Source organism: Velocimicrobium porci, from assembly GCF_009696045.1.
In the GTDB taxonomy this organism is placed as follows: Bacteria; Bacillota; Clostridia; order Lachnospirales; family Lachnospiraceae; genus Velocimicrobium; species Velocimicrobium porci.
This window is the reverse complement of sequence record NZ_VUMT01000008.1, coordinates 117,221-139,341: the sequence shown is the minus strand read 5'-3', so window position 1 is coordinate 139,341 and position 22,121 is coordinate 117,221. Positions and strand designations below refer to the sequence as shown.

General features: G+C 33.9%; 16 protein-coding genes. 12 read left to right on the top strand and 4 right to left on the bottom strand.

The genetic code is table 11. The features are described from left to right. Positions 1-55: 55 nt before the first annotated feature. The 5 genes from FYJ58_RS07110 to FYJ58_RS07090 all read left to right on the top strand — a co-directional run bounded on the left by FYJ58_RS07110 (position 56) and on the right by FYJ58_RS07090 (position 8,903). Positions 56-1,018 carry a hypothetical protein gene (locus FYJ58_RS07110; protein ID WP_154519038.1) on the top strand — a complete coding sequence of 321 codons (963 nt, stop codon included), beginning with the start codon at positions 56-58 and terminating at the stop codon, positions 1,016-1,018. Next, entirely contained in the window at positions 987-2,534 is a 1,548-nt protein-coding gene (locus FYJ58_RS07105) for an RAMP superfamily CRISPR-associated protein (protein WP_154519037.1), read from the top strand. The genes FYJ58_RS07110 and FYJ58_RS07105 overlap by 32 nt, the downstream gene beginning before the upstream one ends. Next, complete coding sequence (gene csx19, locus FYJ58_RS07100; RefSeq protein WP_154519036.1) at positions 2,527-3,138, top strand: type III-D CRISPR-associated protein Csx19; 612 nt, start codon at positions 2,527-2,529, stop codon at positions 3,136-3,138. The genes FYJ58_RS07105 and csx19 overlap by 8 nt, the downstream gene beginning before the upstream one ends. Further along, positions 3,131-5,251: a TIGR03986 family type III CRISPR-associated RAMP protein gene (locus FYJ58_RS07095; protein WP_154519035.1), complete on the top strand. Its 2,121-nt coding sequence runs from the start codon at positions 3,131-3,133 to the stop codon at positions 5,249-5,251. Before csx19 ends, FYJ58_RS07095 begins: the two co-directional genes overlap by 8 nt. Positions 5,252-5,810: 559 nt before the next feature. After that, positions 5,811-8,903 carry a PAS domain-containing hybrid sensor histidine kinase/response regulator gene (locus FYJ58_RS07090; RefSeq protein ID WP_154519034.1) on the top strand — a complete coding sequence of 1,031 codons (3,093 nt, stop codon included), beginning with the start codon at positions 5,811-5,813 and terminating at the stop codon, positions 8,901-8,903. A 50-nt stretch (positions 8,904-8,953) separates the two neighbouring features. On the opposite strand, the gene FYJ58_RS07085 is transcribed toward FYJ58_RS07090, so the two are convergent. After that, positions 8,954-9,445: a peptidoglycan-binding domain-containing protein gene (locus FYJ58_RS07085; protein ID WP_154519033.1), complete on the bottom strand. Its 492-nt coding sequence runs from the start codon at positions 9,443-9,445 to the stop codon at positions 8,954-8,956. Positions 9,446-9,695: 250 nt separating this feature from the next. After that, entirely contained in the window at positions 9,696-10,520 is an 825-nt protein-coding gene (locus FYJ58_RS07080; RefSeq protein WP_154519032.1) for a MerR family transcriptional regulator, read from the bottom strand. A gap of 125 nt (positions 10,521-10,645) precedes the next feature. Here FYJ58_RS07080 and FYJ58_RS07075 point away from each other — a divergent pair, with 125 nt between their 5' ends. The 5 genes from FYJ58_RS07075 to ftsH all read left to right on the top strand — a co-directional run bounded on the left by FYJ58_RS07075 (position 10,646) and on the right by ftsH (position 16,899). Then, the gene (locus FYJ58_RS07075) at positions 10,646-11,980 is read left to right on the top strand and encodes an MATE family efflux transporter (protein WP_154519031.1); all 1,335 of its coding nucleotides are present in this window, start codon (positions 10,646-10,648) and stop codon (positions 11,978-11,980) included. Positions 11,981-12,074: 94 nt separating this feature from the next. After that, positions 12,075-13,217, top strand: coding sequence for a DUF4474 domain-containing protein (locus tag FYJ58_RS07070; protein ID WP_154519030.1), 1,143 nt, complete (start codon positions 12,075-12,077; stop codon positions 13,215-13,217). Positions 13,218-13,222: 5 nt separating this feature from the next. Beyond that, positions 13,223-14,113 (top strand): metallophosphoesterase, encoded by an 891-nt coding sequence (locus FYJ58_RS07065; RefSeq protein ID WP_154519029.1) that lies wholly within the window; start codon positions 13,223-13,225, stop codon positions 14,111-14,113. Positions 14,114-14,282: 169 nt separating this feature from the next. Next, on the top strand, positions 14,283-14,924 hold the full coding sequence (locus FYJ58_RS07060) for a hypothetical protein (RefSeq protein WP_154519028.1): 642 nt from the start codon (positions 14,283-14,285) through the stop codon (positions 14,922-14,924). A gap of 157 nt (positions 14,925-15,081) precedes the next feature. After that, the gene (gene ftsH, locus FYJ58_RS07055; protein WP_154519027.1) at positions 15,082-16,899 is read left to right on the top strand and encodes an ATP-dependent zinc metalloprotease FtsH; all 1,818 of its coding nucleotides are present in this window, start codon (positions 15,082-15,084) and stop codon (positions 16,897-16,899) included. Between the two features lie 88 nt (positions 16,900-16,987). On the opposite strand, the gene FYJ58_RS07050 is transcribed toward ftsH, so the two are convergent. After that, positions 16,988-17,692 carry a response regulator gene (locus FYJ58_RS07050; protein ID WP_154519026.1) on the bottom strand — a complete coding sequence of 235 codons (705 nt, stop codon included), beginning with the start codon at positions 17,690-17,692 and terminating at the stop codon, positions 16,988-16,990. Continuing rightward, positions 17,679-19,193: an ATP-binding protein gene (locus tag FYJ58_RS07045; protein ID WP_205839190.1), complete on the bottom strand. Its 1,515-nt coding sequence runs from the start codon at positions 19,191-19,193 to the stop codon at positions 17,679-17,681. Before FYJ58_RS07045 ends, FYJ58_RS07050 begins: the two co-directional genes overlap by 14 nt. A gap of 244 nt (positions 19,194-19,437) precedes the next feature. On the opposite strand from FYJ58_RS07045, the gene FYJ58_RS07040 reads away from it, so the two are divergent. Further along, on the top strand, positions 19,438-21,063 hold the full coding sequence (locus FYJ58_RS07040; RefSeq protein ID WP_154519024.1) for a Na/Pi cotransporter family protein: 1,626 nt from the start codon (positions 19,438-19,440) through the stop codon (positions 21,061-21,063). A gap of 111 nt (positions 21,064-21,174) precedes the next feature. Next, on the top strand, positions 21,175-22,068 hold the full coding sequence (locus FYJ58_RS07035; RefSeq protein ID WP_154519023.1) for a radical SAM protein: 894 nt from the start codon (positions 21,175-21,177) through the stop codon (positions 22,066-22,068). The last annotated feature ends 53 nt before the right edge of the window (positions 22,069-22,121 follow it).

Here is a 22,121-nt window from a genome sequence, read left to right as displayed (position 1 = left end):
TGCAGAATATGGGAATAGTTTGTTTGTGCCGATTTCTTTAAAAAAAGCAGAACCGTTGGAAACTATAGTTATTAAAGAACAAGTGGAAGAAAAAATGGAACAGCCATTAAAGTTAGAAAATATTCAGAAAAACAAGTGGATTATTTCGCTGCTTACTCCAATGGTTTTAAGAAATCCAGACAATGGAAGAGTTGAGGCAAATCCAAATCATTTTATTTCGTTGATGAACGAGATGATAAACGCTGTATATGGTTTCAACAATAGAAAATGTATCGAATTATACAAAGAAAGCGAATTTTTAAAATTTACCCATGTCGGTGGTTATAACAGCAAATGGAGACTTCCATGTGAGCAAAAGCCGGCACTGGAAGCGGGTACAGTATTGGTTATAACAACTGAAATTATTGATTTTAATAATATCTGTAAGAAACTGGAGGATAATTATTGGGGAGAAATGACCGGTGCAGGATATGGAAAAATAAAAATAGAACTATATGCAGAAAAGGAAAAAGACTACACGATAATATATGATGATGAATGCAATAGTAAAAGAAACCTTAATCAAGATGAAACAAAGAAACCTGGATTGTGGAAAAATGATTTAGTACAAGATTCATTAGAAGATGAGGATAAGAAAGAAAAGATAGCAGAAAAGATATTAGAATTAATAGAGGAACATTCTAAAGTGCAAAACGAAAAAGAAAATGCTTTGAAAAAAGAGGGTGAATTGAGAATACATGCAACATTAGTAGAACAATTGATTAGTATGTTTTACCAAATAAAGAGAGAAATAACCGAACAAGGAATTGTATTGTCAGAGTGTAGTAGAGCAGATGGAAAGTTAGTTTATGATAAAATCATGGAACAAGTTAAAAAGATGAATGATAGTAAAAAACAAGAAGCAGAGGTGTTTTTTAAAGCTTGTGAAAACAAAACGATTGCATTTATGGAAACATATTTGAAGAAGGGAAAATGGAGTGTGAGAAATGAAACAGAAAAATCGGAGGAAGAAAAATAGTGGAAATCGAATTTGTGGTCGATTTTATATTATAATAAAAGGAAAGTTAGAGTCACCTGTTTTGATTGGTTCAGGCGAAGATGAGAATTCGGATTATGATGTAATTTTGGATAGTGAGGGAAATCCATTTTTTCCGGGAAGCTCGGTAGCAGGTGCAATGCGAAGTTATTTAAAAAAAGTTATAGAAGTAAAAAGAAAGTCAGAAAAAGACTCTCAAGAAAAAATAGAATTTACAAAGGATGCTCTTGAAGATTTATTTGGAGTGGAACAGGACGACAATTCATTTTTGTATCCGGCAGAAAAAGAAAGACAAAGCAGATTATATGTATATGATGCAAAACTGGAAGATGCCCAAATTATAAAACGTGACGGAATTTGTTTGAATGAATATAAAACTACACAGGATATGGGAAAATTTGATTTACAGGCAGTGTCAGCAGGTGCATCTTTCATACTGCGTTTTGAGGTCATTCAGCGACAAGATAATTTACAATGCGATGATTATGAATTGGAAACAGCATTGGAAGCAGCGCAAAAGAAAGATTTAAAGATTTTGGAGCTTGCGATACAGGGAATTATGAGTGGCGAGCTTAGATTAGGCGGTAAAAGCCATAGAGGGTTTGGTAAGTTGACCATAGAAGAAATGAATCTTTTTCCATTTAATATGATGAAGCAAAGGGAAGCTAGAGATTGGTTATCTTGGGATTGGGAAGAAGCTTATGAAAGTATTGCACATACCAAAAATGGAAGTACAGAAAAAGGGGAAAAATGTAAACGAGTTCGCCCGATTGATTTAGAATCGGATTGTTCAGAAGAAAATCAAACCGAGCATAAGTTTGTTATTCCATTAGAAATTGAGCAGACATTACTTGTCCGGCAATACGAGGATTTGGAATTTGGGGAAAAAATGAATTTGAATTGCAGACAACTACAGATGGATATGGATAAGAAAAAGTATGCGGTGATTCCCGGGAGCACTTGGGCAGGAGCTGTGCGCAGCAAGATTGCGTCATTGGTATTACAGGTATCTGAAATAGGAAATTGGGAATCTGTTCAAAGTTATCTGGATATATTTTTTGGAACCTGGAAACAAGATAATCCTTTAAATCAATCGAAACTTGTCTTTGAAGAGTCAATTGTAGATGGTGGGAAACCTCTTTCAATTACTCGTAATGCAGTTGACCGTTTTACGGGAGGAACGGTTTTGGGAGCTTTGTTTACAGAAGAAATTTGGGTTGGAGGTCAGGTGAATCTTACGGTTCGCTGGTCAAAAAATGTAAGTGAAGAAAATACAAATATAATTTGCGGGTTGTTATATATAGTGGCGAAAGAATTGCAAAATGGTTTTCTTTCCGTAGGTGGAGAAACGAGTGTAGGAAGAGGAACTTTTAGAAGTGCCGGAGAAATTAAATTTGATGGAGCGTTATTTACAAATGAAAAGCTAGAAAAGGGGCTACAGTTTTATACAAAGAAAGCACTGAATTGGTGTAAAGGACAGGAGGAAGAAGATGCCTGAATTGAAAGAATTAGAACAGATAACGGTAGAAATAAAAAAAGACATTAAACCTGAACAATGTATATGTGAAGTGAGAAATAAGTTTAACAAAGAAGCGTATCTGTATGCTGTACTGGAATACGGTGTTGCATTAGGAAAATATAAGAATGAACTATATATCGGTCTTTATGATGTTGGAAAACAGCATAGCCAGAAACTCCCAATGGAATATGTAAGAGAATTTAGGGTATTTGATGAAGAAAAGGAACTTCGCTTTGTTCGTATGAAAGACAATTTTATCATGCGTTATTGTCTTGATGTTGATAGATTTAGCAACAGAAAAAAAGAAATAATTTATTATTTTGATGAAAAGCAGAAAATATTTGGCAGCGTTAAAAATGAACTAGCCTTAATAAAACATGATAAGGAAAAATGGAGTATTTTGGAATCAAAGCGGGGAAGTAAAATTGTTGTTCCATTTCAATTAAAGCGTGAAGAAGAATTGGGATTGATGATAAGATATTATGTGCAATTTCCAGATGCAACAGATGAAGTGGGGCTTGTAAATGTTGTTGATGAGCGTCTTTTAAAAATTTGCGATTGGGAGGAAAATGTAAATGAGTAGCAAAAATAAATGGAAGGAAAACCAGTCAAATAGATTTATAAATCCTTATAATTTTGTCCCATTAGCAGAAAAATGTGAAAGGTCAAAGTTGAAAATAGATTATAAGGATAGTCATACAGGAGTTCTTGAGTGCAGCTTGGAAATATTAACACCCTTATTTATACCAAATACAACTTCGGATACAGCATTACATACGAAAGAGGAACTAGAAATCCGCGAAGAGAGCAGTGAATCTTTAAAAACTCATAGTTATGACTTTTTTTCATATAATGATTTGAGTCAGGAGAGCAAAAACAAAAGTTATGAGGAACGAAGAAAAAGAGTTTTTGAGCCGGTAATTCCAGCTTCCGAAATTCGCGGTGCAGTAAGAAGCGTACATGAAGCGGCGTTTGGTGGTTGTATGTCTTCTATATCAATTGATCGTAAACTAGGGCGAAGAACAGCACTTCCGAAAAAATGTGGAATATTGAGAAAAGTAAGTCGAATGGAAGGCGGGATATCAAAGGAACAGTGGCTGCTTTATCCTTGTCGGCGAATTAGAGTGAAAGTAAGCGATAAAGAGAAAGGAAATCTTCCACAACAAATTTATGATGAATGCAGAGAGGGAGAAGCATTTTATATTAATTGTAAAAGTAAGAATGGAATAGAGTATGTAAATGAATGGAAAAAGGTAAGCGAAGGAAGCCAGGGAAATTTAAAAAAGAAGGCATATCTTCATAAAGGAGAGCCATTTGGAGGAGAAAATGATAAATTAAGAAAAAAATATGAATCGTTCTTTTTACCAGATAAAAAAATAAAAGAGATTCCTGTTGATGATAAAGAAGTGGAAAACTTGCGAAGTGTAATACATGAATATCAGAAAGGGAGTAAAGATACATCTTCGGAACCTCATTCTTCATATGAAAGGTATGATATAGATGAAATTGTAGCTGATGATCCGGATAGTGTATTGCCCGTTTATTATTTAGATGATGAAAAAGAAAATAGACATTTTTCGCCGGCCTGTATCGGAAAAGAAGTATTTTATAAAACAATGGAAAACATTTTAGATGATAACGGAGACTTCCGACCATGCAAAAACGGTACGAAATTGTGTCCTACATGTAAAATATTCGGAATGGCAGGAGAAAAGCAAAAAGAAGAAAAAAAGGAACAGCTTTTGTCTATTGCTTCTAGAGTAAGGTTTACAGATGCGGTGTTAGAAAACGCTGAGAAAAATTACTTCAAGTATTTTGAGGAACCGATTATTTTACCAGAGCTTGGTGAACCACGACCGGGAGCAGTGGAATTTTATACGTATCCACCTTATGATATAATAAATGAAAAAAAAGAATTAGGATGGAACGACTCAAATGGATATTGGACATATGATTATTATGTAATAAAAGATGGCGATAAAAGCTACATAAGAAAATCTTTGGGAAATAAAAAGATAAAAATAAGAGGACGGAAATTTTATTGGCACAGTGATTATTATAAGAAAATCAGTCACGATAATAAAAGTGAAGAGGAAAAGGTACTTTCATCAATGCGACAAAGAATTCGTCCATTGAGAGCAAATCAATATTATAAAAATAAGTTTAAATGTAAAATTTATTTTGAAAATCTTACACTATCGGAGCTTAAACAATTAAAATGGGCAGTCGATTTTAATGATAAGGATTGTGCCCATAAAATCGGAAAGGCAAAACCTTATGGATTTGGCAGTGTAAGAATATGTGTTGATAATGTAAAAATCAGAACTATAGATATGAGAACCGGAGAGTGGAAACTTGAACCGAAAAAAATGAATTTGGAACTAGAGGACTCCATTACCGAACGTATAGAGATAAAAAATTTAAAAATGATTGCTAATTGGGAAAAAAGGTTAAAGAAAAAAAATAGAGGTAATCGCTCTGAAAAGGTATCTTATCCGTTGGGCTATAATGCTACAGAAAGAAGTAAAGATAAAAATAAAGATGCAGGACATCAATGGTTTAATGGAAATCGAACGATGCCAAACGATTCAAGAAATGATATGAATTTTGCATTTCATAAGTTGTTACCGACAATTGAAGAAGAATTAGAAGAAAAAGAGAAGAAGAAATGGTTATATAAATTAGAGAAAAAATAGAAAAATAAGTCTATGAATTTTGGTGTGAAAATTCTGGTGCGAATGTGAAGCACACATAAAAACCCCGGGAGATTCGCACCAGTATTTTATTGTTAAAAATATATAAAGATTAAAGAATTAATTAGAATATGGTTGATTTTTTAAAGAGAGATTGTATAATATTTATAGAAAAGATGGGATTGAGATTACAAGAATTGTTGGTTTTTGCTGTCGAAGTCTGTGTAGGTTTCGTGAATTGAAATGAAAGGTGTTAGGCAGGAATAGGATGGAGAGTAAAAGATAAAAAGCTGTAAAATTCATAGGTGAAATTTACAGCTTTGTTTTACTTTATAGGAAACTTCGTTTCCTATAAAGCAAAAACGTTCCGCTAGGATGTGCACAGATGCGAAAGGAGTATTGTTGTAAAAAGCATGCAACACGCATCTGGCACGCAAAGTGGAGCAAGTACCTCATGAGTGGGGGATACAGGGAGTTGAGGTGGACTTGTCCACTTTATTATATATTTGATATTATAAAATGTTATGAATAATAAGTAAAAAAAGGTGTCGGAGGAAGGAAAATGGATGAGATATGGAGTGAAGTATTAAATTATTTGGGGGATACAGCGGTATATATTATAAAAAAGGATACACATGAAATTTTGTATTTTAATAAAAAAGTAAAAGAGGTTACACCGGAAGTAGAAATTAGGAAAGTTTGCCATGAACTCTGGGCAGGGTATTGTGAGTTTTGTCCTTTAGATGATATTGGTGAGAAAAAGACAAATGTAACAATCGGATATGGTGATCCGTTTGGTGAAAGAGTAACAATTTCTGCAACTAAGATGCAGTGGGGAGAAGAAAAAATACCGGCATTTTTGATTTCGATAACACCAAGACTTCAGTCAAAAGAGGAACGTTTGACGGATGAAATTTTGAAAACAGAGAGAACTGCTGTTTATGATAGTTTGCCGGGTGGTGTAGCAAGATTTTTGTTAGGGGAGCAGATTGTTTTATTAGAGGGAAGCCGATGCTTTTATGATATGTTTGGTACAGAAGAAGAGTTTCAAATTGATGGAGCACATGGGATTTATCCGGAAGATAGGAGTTTTGTGCTGGAAAATTTGTATAATAGTGCGGGAAATTGTAGTCCGGTTACATTGGAGTATAGAACATTAAATCGTTTGGGAGAAATCCGTTGGGTTCGGTGCGAAGGAAAATATGTTGGAAGAGAAAATGGATATCCGGTCTATGTACTTGTAATAATAGACATAACAAAACAAAAGCTAATGCAGACACAGCTGGAACAAAAACAAATGGAATATCAGATTGCGGTGGAAAGTTCAGCGGATATTGTATTTGAATACTATCCTCGAAAAGATTTATTTATTATACATAAAAGTTCTGAATTTAATAAACAGAATATAACTTTAGAACGATATTTGGAACAGATTAAAGAATATCAGTTGGTTCATCCAAACGATATTTATAAAGTAAAAGAATTAATGGAGAGTAAATTACATCGGGAAGAGGTCAGAGTAAGATTATCAGATAAGGATTCATTTGCCTGGTATTTTGTACAGGCTGATGCACTGAAGAAAGATGGGAAAACGGAGAAGGTAATAGGGACGCTTCGCAATATTGATGAAAAGAAGAAAATGCAGCAACAGTATGAAGTTATGTGCTCTAGTATTTTAGCAATGTATGGAGAAATGCTGATATTAAACTTAGAAAAAGGAAACTTTTATTTTTATAAGGCAGATGAAGTTGCTACTGAAATTTTGACTCAAAATTTAACAAATGAATTTCAGGCAGTTTTATTGGAATATAAAAGGAAGTTAATTTATCCGGAAGATCAAAACAAGTTTTATGATTTTTTTAGTATTGATGCAATAAGAGAAAGAGTCAAAAATGGAGAGCATAAATTTTATATTGAAGTAAGGCGAAAAAATGATTGTGGTGAATACCGATGGAGCGAAATGAGTGGTACAGTTATTGATAATGAAACAAAGTGTGGTTATAATGTATTGCTGTCATTTCGAGATATTCAAGAATTAAAAGAGGCTAAAATAGAAAAAGAAAAAGCAGATAAACGATTTGTCTCTGCGGTTAGTAGTTTTTATGATGCAATTTATGAGTATGACATGGTTACAGATGATATTATGGTATGGAAAAATGGAATTGGATATCCTTGGCTTGTGTTTGCTAAAACAAATCGGGAACAGGCATTTATTTTTGACTTAAATTATGTCAGGGAGGAATATCGAAAACAGGCAGATGATTTGCTTAGTAAAGATGCAATGATAAAGGCATTTGAAGAGGGAAGAATAGAACTTTCAATTGAACTTCCACTTTATGGAAATGATAATTTTTATCATTGGTTTGCGATACAGATTCAATTATTAGAGAAAGAAGAAAAAGAGATAAAAACTATGATTTATATTAAAGATATTGATCATATGAAAAAAGAAGAAAAGAGGAAGCAAGATACATTGCGGGATGCATTGGCATTAGCGGAAATGTCTAATTCTGCAAAGTCCGAATTTCTTTCAAGAATGTCTCACGATATGCGTACGCCAATGAATGTAATTATGGGAATGAGTGCAATTGCATCTTCCAATATCAATAATCCGGAAAAGCTTTCAGATTGCATAGACAAAATAGGTGTATCTGCAAACTTTTTATTATCTTTGATTAATAATGTACTAGATATGGCTAAAATTGAGAGTGGTAAATTCCGACTTGCGAAAAGTAAGTTTAATTTACGAAAGCTAGTGAAAAATGTTTATGATTTGTGTATGGAACAAGTAAAAGAAAAGAACGAAAAATTTCTTATCTCAATGGATGAACGAATTGAACAGGAATACGTAGGAGATGAACTGCGAATTAATCAAATTCTTTTGAATCTTTTAAGTAATGCAATAAAATATACAAGAGAATATGGAACAATTCAGTTATTTGTTGACTTAGAAAAGAAAAAAATGAAGCGTTCTTATATAAAATTCCGAGTAAAAGATAATGGGATTGGAATGTCAAGAGAATTTTTAAATCGGATTTTTGAACCATTTGAACAGGAAAATGAAAACAATGGCAGGGTATTTGAGGGAAGTGGCCTTGGACTATCAATTACTCAAAACTTAGTTCATTTGATGAATGGTCATATTTCAGTTGAAAGTGAATTGGGAAAGGGAAGTGAATTTACGATTATATTGCCATTAGAACGAGTTGGACAGTTTGACGAGAATGTAAAAAGTGATAATATGGAAGCGACGGGAGATGTCAATTTATCGTTCGGTGGGGAGAATGTTCTTTTGGTAGAAGACAGTGAACTAAATAGAGAAATTGCACAAACGCTTTTGGAAATGAGAAATTTAAAAGTAGAAGTTGCGGAAAATGGAAAAGAGGCTATTGAGAGAATCGAACAAGTTGCAGATGGATATTATGCGGCTGTTTTAATGGATATTCGAATGCCTGTTATGGACGGATTGGAGGCAACGAAAAGGATTCGAAGTATGAATCGGGAAGATACAAAATCAATTCCAATTATTGCAATGACAGCAAATGCATTTCAGGAGGAAAAACAGGAGGCAAAAAAAGTTGGAATTACAGAATATTTAACGAAGCCAATTGAAGTTCAGAAATTATATCGAATACTAAAGCAACAGATTTATTAGGAAAAAATAACAGGCGGGAAAACGAAGAAAGGTTTCCCGCCTAATTATTTTTATGGTTTGCATACAGAACAAGGAGTATAACCTTGTGCTTTGGCATTCGATAATGAAATGGAATATTTCGATTTTCTTAGATAGCGACATCCGCTCCTATGATATTTTGAACCTGTATCAGTAATGTATACAGTCGTTTCCTTGTTTTGGATTTTAGTGTCAGATGAGCTGGAAGAATTAGAAACCGGCTTGATATTAAGTGACTTTAATAAAGCAGAATTTATTGTTCCAGTTACAGTTAAATTGTGATCTTTTTGATACTTTTTAATTGCATTTTTTGTTTTAGAACCAGCGATACCATCTGCAGTTCCACAAGAATATCCTTTTTGGTTTAATTTTTCCTGCACTTTCTTGACCGTTGCCCGGTTATAGGCAGCCTCTGCTGAAGTTACAACCGGTGCGTCGATTATCATAGCCATCTCTGGTGTGATGGTACAAGATAGCATGATAATAAAAATTAGACGTGCAATCCATAATTTTGCTTTTCCCATAATACCCTCCTAATAATTTTCTTTGGTATTTTGATAACACCTATCTTTATTGTATAATAGTTTTATAAAAAAACAAGGTTATTTTGTGTAAAATTAATAAACTATTAAGTGTGTTAAAAAATGCTGATTAGCAATTTTTCTGATTTGAACTGCAGATTTCATTGTGTGTTGTAATTGTTGTTACTAATTCACAAGCGTTCATTTGATTCACCTCGTTATATAGTATGAACTTATTTTGTGAAAGTGCATACTATTGGATTTGGATTGAAATTTGATGGACTAAATCATCAGTTTCTTCTACAGCAAGGTAACTGATTAATTCCTGTTCGTATGAATTTCCACAAATCATAAGTGAATGCTGTTTCATATAGTCAAATAGTATCTGATAGGCGGTGTTTCTTGTATCATAAAAGCCTTTATGGAGCATTGTAAGGTAAGTTCCTTTTGGTTTAATATATAATCGTTCTGTTTTAACTGGTTTTTCTAGCTTTGTACAGTAATAACTTTCATAAAAATTGTTATTTTTTAATGTGTCCATCGAAATAATTGCACCAAGAGGATATTCATTGTAGATTTGGTTTTGTTCGCAGTAAGTAAAATGATTGTTGAGTGCTTCAATTTCTTCTTGTGGAGATAAAGGACGTTTACAATTTAGATAAGTTGCAATAAAATATTCTTCTTCACATGCTATAATTTTTGGAGTGTGATAAGGTGTTGCCAGTGCTTTTTCTGTAAGTGAGATTGCATTTTTTAATAAATGCTCCATATGTTCTAGTTTTCTGCGTTCCATTGACAGTCGTTTTTTATTTTCCTTCAGTAAGTTTATAAAATCGTCCGTATTCTGATTATTCAAATACGTTTTAATTTCCGCCAGTGAACTGCCGGCTGCTTTTAGTGTGTTAATTAAATCATAGTCATAAAATTGTTCTAAACGATAGTAGCGGTATTTATTTTTTCCGATATGATTTGGTTTTAAGATTCCGATTCGGTCGTAGTGAAATAAAGTTTCTTTTGTTGTTCTGCAAAGGGTAGCAAATTCGCCGGTTGTAAAAAATTTTTTCGAATAATTTGACATAATAAAATCCTTTCTTGACTATAGGGTTACCCAATAGTTTATCATGAAAGACATGACGATTCAAGAAAAATTAAGTGAAAGAGAAGAATACGCCAGTGGAAAAATGAAAAGGAAAGGAAACTAATATGACGAATCAAATTGCAAAAGAATTTAATATTATATCATTTTTAAAATTTGTATTTCCAACCATTATCATGATGCTTTTTATGGCACTTTATTCGATTATTGATGGGATGTTTGTATCTCGATTTGTTGGAAGTAATGCTTTATCTGCCGTTAATATAGTATATCCAATTCAATGTATTTTAATTGGAATTGGTATTATGTTTGGAACAGGAGGAAGTGCAGTTGTCGCAAAAAAACTAGGAGAAGGAAAGGATAAAATAGCAAGAGAGTATTTTACTCTTCTGGTCTGTTTTACAATTGGTCTGGGACTTTTTATTTCTATTTTAATGTTGATTTTTTTACAGCCTATTTTAGTTTTACTGGGTGCAAATGAAACATTATATTCCTACTGTTTTCAATATGGAAGTATTATATTACTCTTTGGAATGCCATCAATTCTTCAAATTTTATTTCAATCTTTTTTTGTTACAGCCGGAAAACCTAAAGTTGGATTAATCTTAACAATAATATCGGGTGTGTCTAATATTATTTTTGATTACATTTTTATTGTACTATTTAAAATGGGAATCAGTGGAGCAGCTCTTGGGACTGCAATTAGTTACTTTATTGGATTTTTGTATCCGCTGTTTTATTTTAGAAGAAAAGTAGCAGCTTTATGGTTTATGCATCCAAAGTGGAATATGAGAGTAATTTTACAGAGTATGGGAAATGGTTCTTCAGAAATGGTATCAAATTTAGCTGCAGGTGTGACTACTTTCTTGTTTAACATCGCGATGCTTCGTCTTCTTGGAGAAAATGGAGTTGCCGCAATTACAATTGTTTTATATTCACAATTTTTATTTACTGCTGCATATTTAGGATTTTCCAATGGGGCGGCACCGATTATCAGCTTTAATTACGGAAGTGGCAATTCTTTGCATTTGCAGAAAATATATAAAATGTGTATGTTAATTTTAACAATAGGTTCATTTGGAATTCTTTTACTTTCACTTGTTTTTGCTGGAAAGGCCGTTGGGATTTTTGTAAAAGAAGGATCCGAGGTCTATAAAATTGCTTTGTATGGTTATCGGATTTTTGCCTGGAATTTTATGTTTGCAGGATTTAATATTTTTGTCTCCTCTTTTTTTACAGCATTATCAAATGGAAAAATATCCGCTTTTATTTCCTTCCTTCGCACATTTGCGATAGAAGCAGTTAGTCTTACTTTATTGCCTAGAATAATGGGTGTGGATGGAGTATGGCTTGCAGTTCCGATTGCAGAGGGTGTAACGTTGTTAATTGCAGCTATTTGCTTAAAGAAATATGGGAAAGTATATCATTATTTTAAAGCGTAGTATAATTTAACATAGTGGACGATATTTTGAGATTCATCACAGATTTTTGGTATCCGAATAAACTATAGTAACCAGAATGAGAGGATGAATTACTATGTTAAATGTTGTCATTGTACTTGGGATTATAATACTGGTTGGGTTGCTGATACTTGGAACTATCTGGTATAGCCGGATGAAAAATTTTAAACCGACAGAAAATAGACTGGCACAGCAAAGAAAATTGAATTCAGATTTAGATTTTTCTGGATTTGCGTATAACTTTCAAGGTGATTATTTTTATTCACAATTAAATTGCTGGCAGAGGGAAATGGGGTATTGCAGATTATATGACGAAGGGGCTCCTTTTTTTAACATGATTATCGATTGTGAGCCAGTATCTTTTTGCTATGGAGGAAAACGCTGGTTGATTGAGCTATGGAAAGGACAATATGGGATTACAACAGGGGCAGAAATAGGAGTTTATAATACGACTAGAGAAGATTTGGATACAGAGAAGTTTAAAGGTACATTTTATGAAAAAGTAAGTGATAATGAACTATTGCAAATGGCATTTGTACTGCGAAAGAATGGAAAAGTTTTGTTGAGAAGACAGGGATTTCACTGGTGGCTGACAGGGTTTAAATTAGGAGAATTTTCGGAACCTTCGGATTTGGCGATGGATGCACAGATTTTCTTCCCTAATTATGATATGTGTGGAGCATTTGTAATGGCACTTCAAAATTTGGGATATCGAAATCACGAATTTTCTGTTCATGGAAATAAAGTAGAAATACATTATAGAAAACCACATACGCCGAAACCAATTTCTCGAAATCCGGTTAATGAAACGATTGTACAACAGGAAAATGAGAAAAATTGTATGCTATATAATGCAATCACAGGAAAATATTCTCATACCCTTGATAAACTGGAATATCTGAAGACAGCGATGTCGGAACTTTATGATGTATTTATACATTCCCTTTATGCAAAAGGGTTATATGAGGCATTTGACTGGATTATAGAGATAATTCATAACAGCAATCCACCAAAAAGCGAATTATGTCCAATGCCGAAACCAAAATTAAAACCATGTCAGAAAAATATGTGTCCACACCCATGTAAAATATGTAGAAATTCATATCATTTTCAAGAACATCCAAAAGAAACGTTTGAAGTGATGCCATATCCGGGTCTTTGCCCGCCGGACTGTAAAAAATATAACAACGTAAATATCGATAATAAGGGAGAATGTTAGTAAAAATGAAATTTACTAGTAAACGTTTCGAAAAGGTGTATCAAAATGCTCCTATTCTTTCTTATGATCGGGATTCAAAAATTATTCTGATGAGTGATTGTCATAGGGGGCAAGGGAATGTTGGTGATAATTTTTTGCCAAATCAAACATTGTATTATGGTGCACTGGAATATTATTTGCAGAACGGATTTATTTATATTGAGCTTGGGGATGGTGATGAGTTATGGGAAAACAGAAAAATGAAACCTATTGTAGAAGTGCATAGTGATGCCTTTTGGCTTCTTTCTAATTTTTATAATCAACAGAAGTTGTATATGCTTTACGGAAATCATGATATTGTAAAGCGACGAAAAGGTTATATGATGAAACATTGTGAAAAATATTATTGCGAAAATGAAAAAAAGCAAGTTCCATTGTTTCCTGATATTGAAGTGAGGGAAGGAATTATTTTGGAGAATCGTAAAGATGGTCAGCGGATTTTTTTAGTACATGGGCATCAGGGAGATTTTTTGAATGATACGATTTGGCCGGTTGCAAGATTTTTAGTTCGATATATATGGAAGAAAATGGAATTAATTGGGTTTTTAGATCCGACCGGTGCGGGAAGGTCATATGAAAGAAAAGAGAGAATTGAGAGAAGAATTGCTTCTTTTGCGGAGAAAAAAAGAATGATTGTGATAGCCGGACACACGCATCGTCCTGTATTTCCAAAACCCAAAGAAGGGTTTTATTTTAATGATGGAAGTTGTGTACATCCAAGATGTATTACTGGAATTGAAATAGAAAACAACGCCCTGAGTTTAGTAAAATGGTCGGTATGTATTAGAAAAGATAGAACTTTGTATGTGTGCCGTGAGGTCTTAGAAGGTCCTTTTTTGATATCAGATTATAAATGAGTGATTCGAATATTTAAGAAAAATAGAGGATAGATTTTTTCAGGTCTATCCTCTGTTACAAATTAAAAAGAAAATTGTAAGAAAAACTTTAAAGTTTTTAATTGTTCATTTTGGGAAAAAACGATATAATTGATAGTTAATAAACAGAGAAGGGAAGAAAAAATTAAAAATGCAAAATGAGAATAGTATTTATGTAGTGTTTTTTTCCACAAATACAAAAATCGGAAGTATAATACGAATCGTGACAAAACACTCGTATAACCATGTAGCAATTGCACTAGATGGGGAGCTAAAACAGATGTATTCTTTTTCCAGATACCATAAGACGACACCTTTAGTTGGCGGATTTGTTGAAGAATCATTGCTTCGTTATTGTTCGGAGGACGGGACATTTTCTAATATAAAAGTATGCAGACTTCCTGTTTCAAAAAAAGCATATAGAGTGATAAAAAATCAGATACAAGATATGAAGAAAGAAAAAGACCATTATATGTATAATACGTTCTCAGCGATGTTGTTTTTATTACATAGACGCGTACTTATTAAGAAAGCATATATATGTATTGAGTTTGTCGTTTCTATGTTAAATCAGGCAAAGCTTTTACAAGAAAAAAGGACGTTTTATACGATAGAGCAACTGGAGCAGGTTTTAGAGCAGTACAAAATATATGAAGGGGATTTATCCCAATATGCTAAACCAAACAATTGGGGTAATGATGGGTTTTATATAGAGGATTCAATATTGTTTAACTGTAAAGCTACTGTGTTGCATTTTGGCAGATTATTAGGGCGTCTTGCCCTTCCTTTTTAAATGTATTAAATAATTCTGAAAATTTTGCCAAATTTCTTGCAATTTAAACTTGAAAAGAAGTATAATGAAGAAAAGTATAGCTTGAGGGCATGTTCTGCCGCAGTATTTACAGGGCATAGAACCGGGGCTGGGACAAGAAAGAACAGGAGATGATGAGATGAAAGAAGTAAAAAATCCGAAACGGCCACTAATTTTTTATTATGTGATTGCACTGATTGTGATTATGTTGCTTAATAGTTTTTTATTTCCGAACTTGATGAAGCAACAAGTCAAAACAGTTGACTATGGTACTTTTTTGTCAATGGTAGATAAAAAAGAAATTGAGAAGGTGCAGATTGAAAATGATTCGATTTATTTTACGGATAAAAAGGAAACACCAAATTTTTATCAGACGACAACCTTTGATGATCCAGAGCTAGTAAACAGACTATATGATTCAGGTTGTTCCTTTGGACGTGTTGTAGAAAAAGAGATGTCGCCAATTTTGAGCTTTCTATTAACTTGGATTGTTCCAATATTAATTTTTTGGGGGCTTGGACAGCTTTTATCCAGAACGTTGATGAAAAAAATGGGCGGTGGCGGAATGCCATCGATGCAGTTTGGTAAAAGTAATGCAAAGGTATATGTGGAATCTACAACAGGAATTAAGTTTAGTGATGTGGCAGGAGAAGATGAGGCAAAGGAAGTTTTGACTGAGATTGTAGATTTTCTTCATAATCCTGAAAAATATCAGGAAATTGGTGCTTCGATGCCAAAAGGAGCTTTATTAGTCGGACCTCCGGGAACCGGAAAGACTTTGCTTGCAAAAGCAGTTGCGGGAGAAGCAGGGGTACCGTTCTTTTCCATATCTGGTTCTGAGTTTGTAGAAATGTTTGTTGGAATGGGAGCTGCCAAAGTTCGAGATTTGTTTAAGCAGGCAAATGAAAAAGCACCATGTATTGTTTTTATTGATGAAATTGATACAATTGGAAAGAAACGTGACAATCAGGGAATGGGAGGAAATGACGAGCGGGAACAGACTTTGAACCAGCTATTGACGGAGATGGATGGTTTTGACGGTTCAAAAGGTGTTGTTATTCTGGCTGCTACAAACAGACCAGAATCATTAGATCCTGCACTTTTAAGACCTGGACGGTTTGACAGAAGAGTACCTGTAGAGTTACCAGATTTGGCAGGAAGAGAAGCAATTTTAAGGGTACACGCTAAAAAAGTAAAATTAGGAGATGACATTGATTTTAATGCGATTGCCAGAGCTGCTTCCGGTGCTTCTGGTGCGGAACTTGCTAATATGGTTAACGAAGCTGCTTTATGTGCAGTCCGCCAGGGAAGAAATTATGTTACACAACTTGATTTAGAAGAAAGTATTGAGGTTGTTATAGCAGGTTATCAGAAAAAAAATAAGGTGTTATCTGATAAAGAAAAATTAATTGTATCTTATCATGAGATTGGACATGCATTGGTTGCTGCCTTACAAAGTCATTCGGCTCCTGTGACAAAAATAACAATTATACCTAGAACATCTGGGGCTTTGGGGTATACAATGCAGGTGGATGAGGGCGAGCGTAACCTTATGTCGAAAGAGGAAATTGAAAATAAAATTGCTACTTTTACCGGAGGACGCTGTGCGGAGGAATTAGTATTCCATTCGATAACAACGGGAGCGTCTAATGACATAGAACAGGCAACAAAGCTGGCAAGAGCTATGATTACAAGATATGGTATGAGTGAAGAAATTGGAATGGTAGCACTCGAAACTGTGACAAATCAATATTTAGGAGGAGATAGCTCCTTAGCATGCTCTCCAGATACAGCAACCGAAATTGACAAGATGGTTGTTGATACAGTGAAAAGACAATATAAGAAAGCGGAAGATTTGTTATCTGCCAATATGGACAAGCTTCATGAATTAGCAAAGTATTTGTATGAGAGAGAAACCATTACGGGAGAAGAATTTATGAAAATTTTAAATGAGTAAACGGAGCAATTATATAGGCAGAACAGGGTTATAAAAAAAGAAAAAAGTCTTACAAAATAATTTTATAAGACTTTTTTCTTTTTTTGTGTTATACTTCGCTTTCTAACATTCGATATCCAATGCCGACTTCTGTAAATATATAGGTTGGCATGGCAGGATTTTTTTCTATTTTTCGGCGAATATTTGCCATATTTACTCTTAAAATCTGATTATCCATATCGACATAAGGACCCCATAATGTTTTTAAAATAAATTCATAAGTTAACACCTTTCCTGAATTTTGTGCTAAAAGAGAAACTAGTTTGTATTCAATTGGTGTTAATTTAACTTCTTCCTCTCCTAATGAAACAAAGCGTTTGTCAAAATCAATCGAAAGTTCTTTTGCATGATATTTTGCAGTTGGAGATGTGAAGTTGGCAGTTGCCTTATGCCGGAGTGCAGTTCGGATTCGGGCAAGCAGTTCTTTTGTGCCGAATGGCTTTGTAATATAATCATCAGCACCACTGTCAAGAGCAAGTACCTTTTCAGTTTCCTGATGGCGGGCTGAAATTACAATAATAGGAACCGATGACCATTTGCGAAGATTCTTTAAAACATCAATTCCGTCAATATCAGGAAGTCCAAGATCGAGTAGGATAATATCCGGGCAGTGGGATTGTGCAAGGCTAATTGCTTCTTTTCCAGTCGAACAAAGTATGGTTTTGTAATTGTTTATCTCTAAAATAGAAGAAATGAAATTTCTGATATTTTCTTCATCTTCAATAATAAGTGTTGTTAGTTTACTTGTTTTCATAGGAATCTCCTCCTTCGATAGGCAGATAAAAAGAAAAGATAGTGCCGGTTGGATGGTTTGATGCAAGAATTCTGCCTTGATGTGCTAATATAATTGTTTTACAAATAGTAAGACCGATTCCCATCCCTTTTTTTCGGTCATTTTTGTCATTTGTTGAAATTGGACTGCCATCAAAAATGGAAGCTAAACGGTTCTCTGGTATCCCCTGACCATAATCTTTAATTGAAAATGATACTTCAGATTGTTTCGTTTCGACCGTAAATTCAGTTGGTTTTATAGTATTTGAATGTTTTACGGCATTTTCCAATAGGTTAATAATGACTTGTTCGATTAAAGTTGCATCCATAGGTACCATTAAAAATTCATCGGGAATTTTTACAATTACTTTACTTTTCGGATAACGTTTTTGGAAACGCATTAATGCTTCTGATACAACTTCTTCAATTGGTTCAGGAACTTTTTTTACAAGAGCAGTTTCCTGACTGATTTTTGTTATTGTTAAAAGATTTTCTACCATATTTAGAAGCCAATTTGCATCTTCTAAAATTCCATGGATTAATTTGTCCTTATTTGTTTCATCCAAATATTCTTTTGCTTCCAGATAGGTAGAGCTGGAGCCAATAATACCAGTAAGGGGTGTACGTAAATCATGAGAGATTGCTCTCAGTAGATTTGAACGCATTTTTTCTTTTTCGGAATCCATTAGGAGAGTCTGATGGTGCTCAATAAGCGAATAATGTTCTAAGGATAAAGAAAGTTGAGGAATCATTAAACGATTTAGTTCCATTTGGTTTGTCTGAGGTTGTTTGCTGTACAAAACTAAAGTTCCCCATTTATGAACAGAAGATGAAATTGGAAGAAATGTATAATAGATTTCTTCTCTTTCTAAAGTCATTAATTCATTTTTATCCAACGTGGTTTTTATGTATTCTTTTATAACAGGATCGTTAACATCGGTATAGACTTCACTAAAATGATTGTCTGTATCATTAGAAAATGAATCATTTTGATATTCGTTTGGAACAAACAGCACATCGGCATGGTTTAGTTCAGATAAAAATGAAATGGAGAGGTTTAACATTTCTTCTTTATTTTTTGCACTTAATAAGTGATTGTTAAAGTGGTTGATTTTCTCTAACATTTGTTCACGGTTAAGTGCGTCTTGTTTTTGGGTGTTAAGATGAGTTGCAGTTGTTGTTGTAATTAAAGATACAGTGAGCATTCCACTAAAAGTGATAGGATAACCATCTCTTAAAAAATCAATTTCCATATACGGGTACGTGAAAAAATAATTGACTGCAATTACTCCAATGACAGAGCCTAATATCCCCCATATATAACCGGTTGTATATCTTGAAATTAAGAAAATGGCAAGCATATAAAAGATTGCACAATTAGAAGAATTTCCGGCGGTAATAAAAAGCAAGCTGGAAGCTATCGTTGCACTTCCAAGTAATATTAAAAAACGTAATATATCTGACTCTAAGCATTTGTTTTTCATATAAAATCCCCTCATGTAATTTGTTTGACATCATTTATAGTACATTATTTAAACAAAAAGTCAATCAATTCTCCCTTTTTAGGAGAAATCTTAACAAATTTTTTACGGAAAATAAAAAATCAGTTTGCTATTATAATAAACGAGAATTTTTTATAGCAAAAGTACGCTATAAAATACTTAAGAAAATAAAAGATTTGGGATTATTCTGGTTTGGAAGCCCAAGTCGGAAAGACAAGGTATAAAGATGAAAATGAATATGATTTTGATGCTGTTAGGAGGATTAGCACTGTTTTTGTATGGAATGCAGATGATGAGTAATAATCTGGAGGCGGTAGCAGGTGACCGAATGAAAAGTATTTTAGAACGACTGACGGCCAATCGGTTTTTAGGTGTTATAGTGGGTGCGGGAATCACTGCTGTAATTCAATCTTCGTCTGCTACGACGGTCATGGTAGTTGGATTTGTCAACTCCGGCCTTATGACGTTAAATCAGGCTGTATGGATTATTATGGGAGCTAACATTGGAACGACAATTACCGGTCAGCTGATTGCTTTAGATATTGGAACAATTGCACCCTTAATTGCATTTATTGGTGTTGCAATGATTCTATTTGTAAAAAATAAAAAAGTCCAGTATGTTGGCGGAATTGTTGCAGGGCTTGGTGTACTTTTTATAGGAATGGGTATGATGAGTGATGCTATGATTCCACTTCGGGATTCGAAACAGTTTATTGAACTTATGACGCAGTTTTCTAATCCGTTTCTTGGAATTTTGGCAGGTGCAGGATTTACAGCGATTATTCAATCTTCGTCTGCTTCGGTCGGAATTCTTCAGGCATTGGCAATGAGTGGTTTAATTTCAATTAATAGTGCTGTATTTGTATTATTTGGACAGAATATTGGTACCTGCATTACAGCGGTATTGGCTTCAATTGGAACAAGCAGAAATGCAAAACGAACAACAATTATTCATTTAATGTTTAACTTGATTGGAACGGTTATATTCGTATGTATATGCCTGACAGTCCCATTTGCAGAATGGATTGCACTTCGCACACCAGATAATTTGGCAGCACAGATTGCGAATGTTCATACAATCTTTAATATTGCGACAACATTGATATTAATTCCTTTTGGTGATTGGCTTGCTAAGGTTGCTACTATTATTTTACCTGACAAAAAAGAAGAAACAAGTGATACGGATAAGTGGTTTGATGAACTCTCTTCTTCACAGCATGTGTTAGGAATTTCAACAATTGCAATTAATAATTTGAAGGAAGAGATGAACGAAATGCTATCACTTACATATGAAAATATTGAGAATGGTTTTAAAGCGATTGAACAGGGAAATCCAGAGTTATTAAGGGAGGTAAGTAAAAAAGAAGAAGCAATTGATATGTACAATGTAAAGTTATCAAGAAAAATTGCTAAAATACTTACGATTGAGAAAGCACCTGATTCGATTAAAGAAGTAAAAAGCATGTTTGAAGTCATTGGAAATATTGAACGAATCGGTGACCATGCAATGAATTTGGCAGAATATGCAGTTACTATGCAAGAAAAAGGATTAAAGCTTTCAAAAGATGCTCATAAGGAGATAAAAGAAATGCGGCATATTTGCCTTGATACATTTACAAGAATAAAAAATATAAGTGAAGGTAATAAGCAGCAGGTTCTTGGAGAGGTTACGGTACTAGAGCAAAGAATTGACGATACAACAGAAGAATATAGAAAAAGACAGACACAACAGATACAAGAAGGCATCTGTGATATTGAAACTTCGATTTATTATACGGAGATTTTGACTGATTATGAAAGGATTGGAGATCATATGTTAAATATAGCAGAAGCTTATGCCGGTATAAAATAGTGTTATTTTTTTAGAAAAAAGTCCGATATAAGTAGTTGACGAATAAGAACCTGTTTTTGTTTCTATAAGTGCGAAGAAACAAATCGGAAAAGAAAAGGAAGGAACTGGAAGATGAATTATAATCAATGCAATATTTGTCCGAGAGAATGTAAGGTCAATCGTTTGGATGGAAAAACGGGCTTTTGCAAAGAAACAGCCCAACTAGTAGTTGCAAGAGCTGCGCTACATATGTGGGAAGAACCTTGCATTTCAGGGGAAAATGGATCGGGTACAGTATTCTTTTCAGGGTGCAATATGGGGTGTGTATTTTGCCAAAATAAAAATATTGCTACAGGACATGCAGGGAAGGTTATTTCAATACATCGATTAGAAGAAATATTTTTTGAGCTAAAGAAAAAAGGTGCCAATAATATTAATCTTGTTACGCCTACGCATTATATGCCTTCCATTGTAAAAGCAATTGACCAGGCGAAAGAACATGGCTTTGATCTTCCGTTTGTATATAATACAGGTGGATACGAAAAAGCAGAGGCGATTCGCAATTTAGAGGGGAAAATTGACATTTATCTACCTGATTTTAAGTATTATTCCGAACGGATTTCGACAAAATACTCAAAAGCACCGGATTATTTTATCCAGGCAAATCAAGCGTTACGTGAAATGGTACGACAGCAGGGCAGAGCTGTTTTTGATTCAAACGGAATCATGAAACAAGGGGTAATTGTAAGGCATTTGTTACTTCCCGGATGTCTTGACGACTCAAAGTATATTATTAAGTATCTGTATGAAAATTATGGAGATTCTATTTATATAAGCATTATGAATCAGTTTACACCCCTTTCCGGTTTGACATCTCATCCGGAAATAAATCGGACCGTAACAAAAGAAGAGTATGATGAATTGGTTGACTTTGCAATAGAGATAGGGGTAGAAAATGGATTTATTCAGGAGGGAGAAACACAGCTTGAGAGTTTTATTCCAGAATTCAATGGGGAAGGAGTATAAGCAGTTCGGTGATTGCGATAGGTTTAAAAATAATATTCGGATTTTTTATAATA

Coding starts and splice junctions, on each gene's coding strand:
- FYJ58_RS07105 (WP_154519037.1), top strand. CDS start 987: ATGAAACAGAAAAATCGGAGGAAGAAAAATAGTGGAAATCGAATTTGT.
- csx19 (WP_154519036.1), top strand. CDS start 2,527: ATGCCTGAATTGAAAGAATTAGAACAGATAACGGTAGAAATAAAAAAA.
- FYJ58_RS07095 (WP_154519035.1), top strand. CDS start 3,131: ATGAGTAGCAAAAATAAATGGAAGGAAAACCAGTCAAATAGATTTATA.
- FYJ58_RS07090 (WP_154519034.1), top strand. CDS start 5,811: ATGGATGAGATATGGAGTGAAGTATTAAATTATTTGGGGGATACAGCG.
- FYJ58_RS07085 (WP_154519033.1), bottom strand. CDS start 9,445: ATGGGAAAAGCAAAATTATGGATTGCACGTCTAATTTTTATTATCATG.
- FYJ58_RS07080 (WP_154519032.1), bottom strand. CDS start 10,520: ATGTCAAATTATTCGAAAAAATTTTTTACAACCGGCGAATTTGCTACC.
- FYJ58_RS07075 (WP_154519031.1), top strand. CDS start 10,646: ATGACGAATCAAATTGCAAAAGAATTTAATATTATATCATTTTTAAAA.
- FYJ58_RS07070 (WP_154519030.1), top strand. CDS start 12,075: ATGTTAAATGTTGTCATTGTACTTGGGATTATAATACTGGTTGGGTTG.
- FYJ58_RS07065 (WP_154519029.1), top strand. CDS start 13,223: ATGAAATTTACTAGTAAACGTTTCGAAAAGGTGTATCAAAATGCTCCT.
- FYJ58_RS07060 (WP_154519028.1), top strand. CDS start 14,283: ATGCAAAATGAGAATAGTATTTATGTAGTGTTTTTTTCCACAAATACA.
- ftsH (WP_154519027.1), top strand. CDS start 15,082: ATGAAAGAAGTAAAAAATCCGAAACGGCCACTAATTTTTTATTATGTG.
- FYJ58_RS07050 (WP_154519026.1), bottom strand. CDS start 17,692: ATGAAAACAAGTAAACTAACAACACTTATTATTGAAGATGAAGAAAAT.
- FYJ58_RS07045 (WP_205839190.1), bottom strand. CDS start 19,193: ATGAAAAACAAATGCTTAGAGTCAGATATATTACGTTTTTTAATATTA.
- FYJ58_RS07040 (WP_154519024.1), top strand. CDS start 19,438: ATGAAAATGAATATGATTTTGATGCTGTTAGGAGGATTAGCACTGTTT.
- FYJ58_RS07035 (WP_154519023.1), top strand. CDS start 21,175: ATGAATTATAATCAATGCAATATTTGTCCGAGAGAATGTAAGGTCAAT.